Raw genomic sequence first — 3,278 nt, 5'->3', positions numbered from 1 at the left:
CCGGCATGGTGTTGACGATGTCGGCGGCGACTAGCTCGGTGACGTAGAGGGTGTCGGGGTAGGCCGGGTCCTTCACGCCGGTGGAAGCCCACAGCGGGCGCTGCGGGCGGGCGCCGGCTTCGGCCAGCACTGCCCAGCGTTCGGTGCCGAAGAGCTCCTCGTAGACCTGGTAGGCCAGGCGTGCGTTGGCGACGCCGGCCTTGCCCTTGAGTGCCGTGGCTTCGTCGGTGCCGATGGCGTCCAGGCGCTTGTCGATCTCGGTGTCCACGCGTGAGACAAAGAACGACGCGACGGAGTGGATCGTGGACAGGTCGTGGCCGTTTTCCCTGGCCTGTTCCAGGCCGGCTTGGAAGGCGTTGATGACTGCGCGGTAGCGTTCCAGGGAGAAGATCAGGGTCACGTTGACGCTGATGCCTTCGCTCAGGGTTGCCGTGATGGCCGGGAGGCCTTCGAGCGTTGCCGGGATCTTGATGTGGACGTTGTCGCGGTTGACCTTCCTGTAAAGGTGCTTCGCTTCGGCGACCGTGCCGGCGGTGTCCCAGGCGAGGCGGGGGTCCACCTCGATGGAAACGCGGCCGTCGACGCCCTTGGTTGCCGCGGCGATGGGGGCGAAGAGGTCGCAGGCGTCGGCGACGTCGGTGGTGGTGATCTCGAAGATGGTCTCTTCGATGGAGGCACCGGCAGCGGCCTGGGCCGCGATGGTGGCGTCGTAGTCCGTGCCGGAGGTGATCGCGGCGTGGAAGATGCTGGGGTTCGTGGTGACACCAACGACGTTCTTCTGGTCGATGAGCTTCTGCAGGGTGCCGGTCTTGAGGCGGCCGCGGGAGAGGTCGTCCAGCCAGATGGACACGCCGGCGTCGGAAAGCTGTGCGGTGGGTGTTGCGTTGGTCATGGCTTCTGTTTCTTCCTTCGAAAATGATGACAGTTCGCGGTGCAGGTGCAGGTGGGAATTAGTTGCCTGCGGCGGCGATGGAGTCCTTGGCGGCGGCAGCGACTGCTTCTGCGGTGATGCCGAACTCCTGGAACAGGCGCTTGTAGTCTGCCGAGGCCCCGAAGTGCTCAAGGCTGACGGAACGGCCGGCGTCGCCGACGAATTCCTTCCAGCCCAGGGCCAGTCCGGCCTCGACGGACACGCGGGCCTTGACCGCTGCCGGCAGGACTGCCTCGCGGTAGGCGGCGTCCTGCTTGTTGAACCACTCGACACACGGCATGGAGATGACGCGGGTGGCGATGCCTTCGGCCTGCAATGCTTCGCGGGCCTGGACGGCGAGCTGGACCTCGGAACCGGTGCCGATCAGGATGACCTGGGCGTCCACGGTCTTGCCGTCCTTGGATGCCTCGGCCAGCACGTAGCCGCCCCTGGCCACACCGGCGGTGGAAGCGAACGTGTCACCCTCGGCTGTGCCCTCGCCGCGGGCGAAGGTGGGGACGTTCTGACGGGTCAGCACGATGCCTGCCGGGTTCTCGTGGTTCTCCAATATGGTCTTCCACGCTGTGCCAACCTCGTTGGAGTCGCCGGGGCGGACGACGTCCAGGCCCGGGATCGCACGCAGGGTGGAGAGCTGTTCCACCGGCTGGTGGGTGGGGCCGTCTTCGCCCAGGCCGATCGAGTCGTGCGACCACACATAGATGGACGGGACGCCCATCAGGGCTCCGAGGCGGATGGCGGGCTTCTGGTAGTCGCTGAAGATCAGGAACGTGCCGGAGAACGCGCGGGTGCGGCCGTGCAGCGAGATGCCGTTCACGATCGACGCGGCGGCGTGCTCGCGGATGCCGAAGTGCAGGACGCGGCCGTACGGGTTGCCCTTCCACGTTTCCGTGGAACGGGAGGCCGGGATGAACGACGGCGATCCTTCGATGGTGGTGTTGTTCGACTCCGCCAGATCCGCGGAACCGCCCCACAGTTCCGGCATGACCGGGCCGATCGCGTTCAGGACCTTGCCGGACGCGGCGCGGGTCGAGACGTCCTTGCCGGCTTCGAACACGGGCAAAGCGCTCTCCAGTTCCGCGGGGAGCTGCTTGGCTTCGATCCGTTCGAGCAGGGCAGCGCCCTCGGGGTTGGCTGCCTGCCAGGCGTTGAAGGACTCGTCCCATTCCTTGCGGGCAGCCGCGCCGCGGTCCACCACCTGGCGGGCGTGGGCCAGCACGTCCTGGTCCACTTCGAAGGATTTCTCGGGGTCGAAGCCCAGCACTTCCTTCAGGGCCGCGACTTCCTCCGCGCCCAGGGCTGAACCGTGGATCTTGCCGGTGTTCTGCTTCTTCGGGGCGGGGTAGCCGATGATGGTGCGCAGCGAGATGATGGAGGGCTTGGAGGTCTCGGCCTTCGCAGCCAGGAGTGCGGAGTAGAGCTCCTGGACGTCTTCGACGTATTCGCCCGTCTTGGTCCAGTCCACGCGCTGGGTGTGCCAGCCGTAGGACTCGTAGCGCGCCAGGACGTCCTCGGTGAAGGAGATGTCGGTGTCGTCCTCGATGGAGATGTGGTTCTCATCGTAGACCACCACGAGGTTGCCCAGTTCCTGGTGCCCGGCCAGGGAGGAAGCCTCGGAGGTCACGCCTTCCTGGAGATCGCCATCGGAGGCAATGACCCAGATGGTGTGGTCGAACGGGGACTCGCCGGCCGGAGCATCGGCGTCGAACAGGCCACGCATCCGGCGCTGGGAGTAGGCGAAACCGACCGAGGAGGCCAGGCCCTGGCCCAGCGGGCCCGTGGTGATTTCCACACCGGCGGTGTGCTTGTATTCCGGGTGGCCCGGGGTCAGCGAACCCCAGGTGCGCAGAGCCTCAAGGTCCTTCAGTTCCAGGCCGTAGCCGGAGAGGAACAGCTGGATATACAGGGTCAGCGAGGAGTGCCCGGGTGACAGGATGAAACGGTCACGTCCCAGCCAGTCCGGGTTCTTCGGGTCGTGGCGCATCAGCTTCTGGAAGAGAAGGTACGCGGCCGGGGCCAGGCTCATGGCCGTGCCCGGGTGGCCGTTGCCGACCTTTTCGACGGCGTCCGCGGCCAAAACGCGGATTGTGTCCACGGCGCGCCGGTCCTCGGCCGTCCAGTTGAGTGTTGCTGATTCAGTACCTGTGGTGCTGTCTACGGCACTCGTCGCATTTGCGGTCGGCTTCACGATTGGTCCCCTTCGATTCGGTCATCGGCCTGCAGCGGCCGAACGGATGATTCTGGTTGATATCCATGATCCCGAAACAAACGGGTAGGGGTAACACTGTTTTCTGACGGTTCTGACTACACTTAAGGACTGGCCAGACATTCCCGCCCCCGGTAGACTACC

Annotated in this window: 2 protein-coding genes; both read right to left on the bottom strand. The window is 65.7% G+C overall.

The window, feature by feature from the left end:
- Window positions 1–892 (bottom strand): transaldolase (gene tal, locus QMG52_RS21395; protein WP_283562419.1); only part of this gene is annotated, 892 nt, incomplete at its 3' end.
- Window positions 893–950: 58 nt separating this feature from the next.
- A complete protein-coding gene (gene tkt, locus QMG52_RS21390) occupies window positions 951–3,116 on the bottom strand; it encodes a transketolase (protein WP_434614526.1) in 2,166 nt (721 codons plus the stop codon).
- Window positions 3,117–3,278: the final 162 nt, after the last annotated feature.

It is taken from the genome of Paenarthrobacter sp. PH39-S1 (genome assembly GCF_030063245.1).
Taxonomy (GTDB): Bacteria; Actinomycetota; Actinomycetes; order Actinomycetales; family Micrococcaceae; genus Arthrobacter_M.
Note: the sequence above shows the minus strand (reverse complement) of the source record. Positions and strands in the feature narration are given on the sequence as shown.